The sequence below is a fragment of the Methanogenium sp. MK-MG genome (assembly GCF_009914725.1).
GTDB lineage: Archaea > Halobacteriota > Methanomicrobia > Methanomicrobiales > Methanomicrobiaceae > Methanogenium.
In genome coordinates, this window is the sequence record NZ_JAAAWJ010000114.1 from 1 (window position 1) to 4,323 (window position 4,323).

The 4,323-nt window shown below is 56.7% G+C and carries 5 protein-coding genes and 1 pseudogene; all 6 read left to right on the forward strand.

What is annotated here, in order from left to right; all coding sequences use genetic code 11:
* A pseudogene (locus MKMG_RS10775) lies at window positions 1–207 on the forward strand (tyrosine decarboxylase MfnA); the annotation flags it as partial.
* Window positions 200–751 (forward strand): hypoxanthine/guanine phosphoribosyltransferase, encoded by a 552-nt coding sequence (gene hpt / locus MKMG_RS10780; protein WP_165077904.1) that lies wholly within the window; start codon window positions 200–202, stop codon window positions 749–751. The pseudogene MKMG_RS10775 and the gene hpt, both read left to right, overlap by 8 nt.
* Window positions 729–1,676: a diphthamide biosynthesis enzyme Dph2 gene (gene dph2 / locus MKMG_RS10785; RefSeq protein WP_165077906.1), complete on the forward strand. Its 948-nt coding sequence runs from the start codon at window positions 729–731 to the stop codon at window positions 1,674–1,676. Before hpt ends, dph2 begins: the two co-directional genes overlap by 23 nt.
* Window positions 1,677–1,678: 2 nt before the next feature.
* Window positions 1,679–2,299: an METTL5 family protein gene (locus tag MKMG_RS10790; protein WP_165077907.1), complete on the forward strand. Its 621-nt coding sequence runs from the start codon at window positions 1,679–1,681 to the stop codon at window positions 2,297–2,299.
* Window positions 2,296–3,498 carry an MFS transporter gene (locus MKMG_RS10795; protein WP_254059175.1) on the forward strand — a complete coding sequence of 401 codons (1,203 nt, stop codon included), beginning with the start codon at window positions 2,296–2,298 and terminating at the stop codon, window positions 3,496–3,498. The genes MKMG_RS10790 and MKMG_RS10795 overlap by 4 nt, the downstream gene beginning before the upstream one ends.
* A 24-nt stretch (window positions 3,499–3,522) precedes the next feature.
* On the forward strand, window positions 3,523–4,323 hold an 801-nt coding region (locus MKMG_RS10800), incomplete at its 3' end, for an AarF/ABC1/UbiB kinase family protein (protein WP_254059176.1).

Below are 4,323 nucleotides of genomic sequence, written 5' to 3' on the forward strand. Positions count from 1 at the left end.
CGTCTCACGGACGGCATGGCAACCCTCGGATATCCGGTTCTCGCCGGGCCTGAGGTGAATGTCGCAGCGTTTGACTGCTCTCTTTGCCCGGAGAAATGGCAGGTATCACACACCCGTCACGGTCATATGAGAATTGTCTGTATGCCCCACATCACCACCACGATAATCGAAGAATTTCTGAAGGATATTGGCGATATGCATGTTTAAAAAACTGGTTTCTTCTCTTGAATCATGCCCGATGGTACAGCGCGGCGACTACCACTACTTCATCCACCCGGTGAGCGACGGCGTCCCTCTCGTCGAACCGGCCCTCCTGCGGGAAATAGCAGTTGAGATGGTGCGGGTGCTGGACTTCACAGGGGTGAACAAGATCGTGGTGGCAGAGGCGATGGGCATCCACATCGGTGTCGCCCTCTCGCTTATCACCGATATACCGCTCTGTATCGTCCGGAAACGGAATTATGATCTGCCCGGTGAGGTGTCCCTGCACCAGTCCACCGGCTACTCCAAAGGTGAACTCTATCTCAATGGCGTTGATGCCGGTGACCGGGTCATCATCGTTGACGACGTGCTCTCCACCGGCGGGACGATGAAGGCCCTCCTTGAAGGCCTTGCGATTGCGGGCGCTGAGGTACAGGACGTTCTTGTGGTCATTAAACGCGGCGAATGCGATATTGGCCGCCCCTATAAGGCGCTCGTGGAAATTGAAGTAGATGAATCAGGCGTGCATGTCAAAGATACTTTCTTCTGAAACGTGGGAACGGCTCCGTTCGTCCGGTGCCCGGACGGTGGCCCTCCAGTTTCCGGAGGGGCTCAAACGGTGGGCCCCTGAGACGGCCGCCGCCCTGAAAGAGGCGGGGTATGCAGTCATTATCAGCGGAGACCCGTGTTATGGCGCCTGCGATCTCGCAACAGATGCACTGGCACTGGCAGATATTCTCATCCATTTCGGCCATGCGCCGGTGGAGGACCGTCCCGGTGTCATCTATGAGTATGTGCGGTTTGACTTTGACCCGGAGGTGGCAGAACGTGCCATCTCCCTTTTGGATATGGATCAGCCGGTGGGACTGGTCACCACCGTCCAGCATGCACACCTCACCGATGCGGTCGCCGCAGTCCTTGAGGGCCGTGGGTTTACCATCGTTGTCGGGGAAGGCAATGCACGCACTCCCTGCCGCGGCCAGGTGCTCGGCTGTTCCTACGCCACCGCCCGTGCGGCAGGCACCAGCCAGTTTCTCTATATCGGCACTGGTGTCTTCCATGCGATTGGTGTCGGGCTTGCGACCGGGGCACGGGTGGTGGCCCTTGACCCGTATACCGGGACTGCTGAAGAAGTCGATTCATCACGTCTCCTGCGCCGCCGGTTTGCCCAGATTGAGAAGGCACGACAGGCAAAAACGTTGGGTATCATTCTCAGCACCAAGACCGGTCAGCGAAGGGAGAGCCTTGCCCGGCATCTGGCCTCTCTCTCGCCTGTGGCAGATATCATCTGCATGCAGGAGGTATCGCCCGATTCCCTCCTGAACCTCGGGTATGAGTGTTACGTCAACACCGCCTGCCCGCGTCTTGCCTATGACGACCAGGTACGGTTTCCTGTGCCGGTCCTCTCACCACCTGAGTATGAGATTGTGCGGGGCATTCGTGACTGGGACGATTACATCATCGACGAGATCTGATCATGCGTATTCGTCAAATTGAGATGTTGCTGGAGGGATGTGCCGGGTTTCCTGACCCGGACGCGAGAAGCGAACAGTATGCCACACCTGCGGTGGTGGCCGCCCGTTTCCTGCATGAGGCAGACCGTCAGGGTGATATCAGGGGCATGCGGGTGGTCGACCTCGGCTGCGGGACCGGTATCCTCGCCTGTGGTGCGGCACTCCTTGGCGCAGGAGAGGTCATCGGCATCGACTGGGACGCAAAAGCCCTTGCCGTGGCCCGGAAGAATGCGGCAGCACTTGAATGTGATGTCACCTTTCTTGAAGCAGATGTCTCCGCTTCCTGTGCGGATATTCCACCTGCCGATACAGTCATCATGAATCCCCCCTTCGGTGCCCAGCGGGCCCATGCAGACCGGCCGTTCATCGATGCCGGACTTGTTTCCGCAGATGTGGTCTGGGGCATCTTTAACAGCGGGTCACGTTCATTTCTGGATGCCTACATCCGTGGCAGGGCAGTCGTTGACACGGTGATTCATGCCACATTTCCCATCCACCGGACCTTTGCCCATCACACCCGGGACATAATGGCAATTCCTGTTGATTTTATACGTTTGGTGCGCACCGGAGAAGATGAATCATGACAAATCTCCGACCCATCATGGGTCTCTCTGCAGCCCATACGGTGACAGATATCTACTCCCCTGTGCTCTCTGCCATACTGCCGCTTCTGATACTTGAATATGGATATTCATACTTTTTCGCAGGATTCATTGTCACCGTATGGAACCTGACATCGTCATTTACCCAGCCGCTCTTTGGCTGGCTGAGTGATCATCGTGGCTTTGGGGTGCCGGTGAAGTACACTATCCTCATCTGTGCGTTCTTCATCTCCTGTATCGGGCTGATATCAAATTACTGGCTGACGCTCCTCTTCGCCGCCTGTGCGGCACTCGGGCATGCACTCTTTCATCCGAGCGCCCTCTCACTGGTGTCCCGTCTCGCCTCCGGGCCCAACCGGGGACGTCTCACCTCGTTTTTCGTGGTGGGAGGCAACATCGGGTTTGCCATCGGACCCCTGATCGCAGGAGTGCTGGTCACGCTATGGGGGCTTCCCGGCCTTATTGTAATGATCATTCCCGGTATATGCATGGCAGTCATCCTGCATGTGATCATCCCGAAGGGAAGTGATGCCCGGCCGACGGCATCTGCCCCTGCCCCCCCGGTCCCTTCCCCAGCTTCCTCTGCTGCCCCGGCGCAGAGCGGTTTCCGGAAATATCATGGCATATCGCTTCTGATCACCGGTTCAGCCTTACGTGCATGGGGCATATTCGGATCTGTTGCCTTTCTGCCGACATATCTCAGCATGGTACGCGGGTTTGACCTTGCAATGGCAAACATCATCGTATCCGTCTTGCTCATCGCCGGTGTGGCGGGGCAGATTATCATCGGCACCCTCTCTGATACCTATGGAAGAAAGGAGCTGGTGCTGCTCTTCACCCTGCTTGCGATTCCGTTTTTTGTCGCTGCCTTCACCCTGTCAGGCACGCTCTCTCTCATCTGCCTAATCCTGTTTGGCTTCTGTCTCTGGTCCACCTTCTCCACCACAGTTGCCATGTCGCATGAGATGATGCCGGGCAGTCCGGGTCTTGTCTCCGGCCTGATGCTGGGTCTTGCAGTGGGTGCGGGAGGTCTGGGTGTCGCCGTGAGCGGATATATTGCTGATATGGCAGGGCTTACGACCGCGATGCTTTTGATAACGGTGCCCGTGGCACTCTCCCTTGTCTTCTTTGCGCTTGTTCCGTATCCGTGGCATACCTGGCGAAACAGGGAAACTGTTTAATGATATACCACCTATTTTCGTCAGATGGTCACCAGGCTGCGACGCTACGGCCAGATCGCTGACGTACTCATCAAATACGGTTTTGGCATTGCTCTTGAACAGGTGTATCCGGGGAGCGCCCGGCGCCGGTTCTTCCGGAGGAAAGCCCCGGTAAGCAACCTGTCTGATTACGAACGTATCCGTCTCGCACTCGAAGAGCTTGGACCGACCTTCATCAAATTTGGACAGATTGTCAGCACCCGCCGTGAGATGTTCCCTCCCGGGCTTATTGCTGAACTTCGGAAACTGACCGATAAGGTGCCTTCCCTGCCGTTTGAAGATGTGCGGCCCACTATTCTGGAATCATGCGGCCCTGTTGACGAGGCGTTTGAGTATCTGGAAGAGACGCCCATCGCTGCAGCCTCGCTCTCACAGGTCCACCGGGGGATGCTCAAAGACGGCACCCTTGTGGCAGTCAAGGTCCAGCGCCCGAACATTGAAGGGGTCATCGAAGTGGATCTCTCCATTCTGCAGTCGTTTGCAGAACGGATAGAGTCACGCTACCCGAGGATGAAGATATACAATCCCACCGGCATCGTGCAGGAGTTTGCAATCCAGATCCGCCGCGAACTGGATTTTGCCAATGACGGAAAGAATGCAGACCACCTGCGCCCGATTGTCGCCGAGGTGCCCCATGTACGTGTCCCGGATATTTACTGGCAGTATTCCGGAAAACGGGTCCTTGTGATGGAGTATATCGCCGGCGTACGGGTCGATGACGTTGAGTCAATTCGTCTCATCGGTGCAAACCCCCGTGATGTGGCAAACCGGGGCACGAAATGTTAT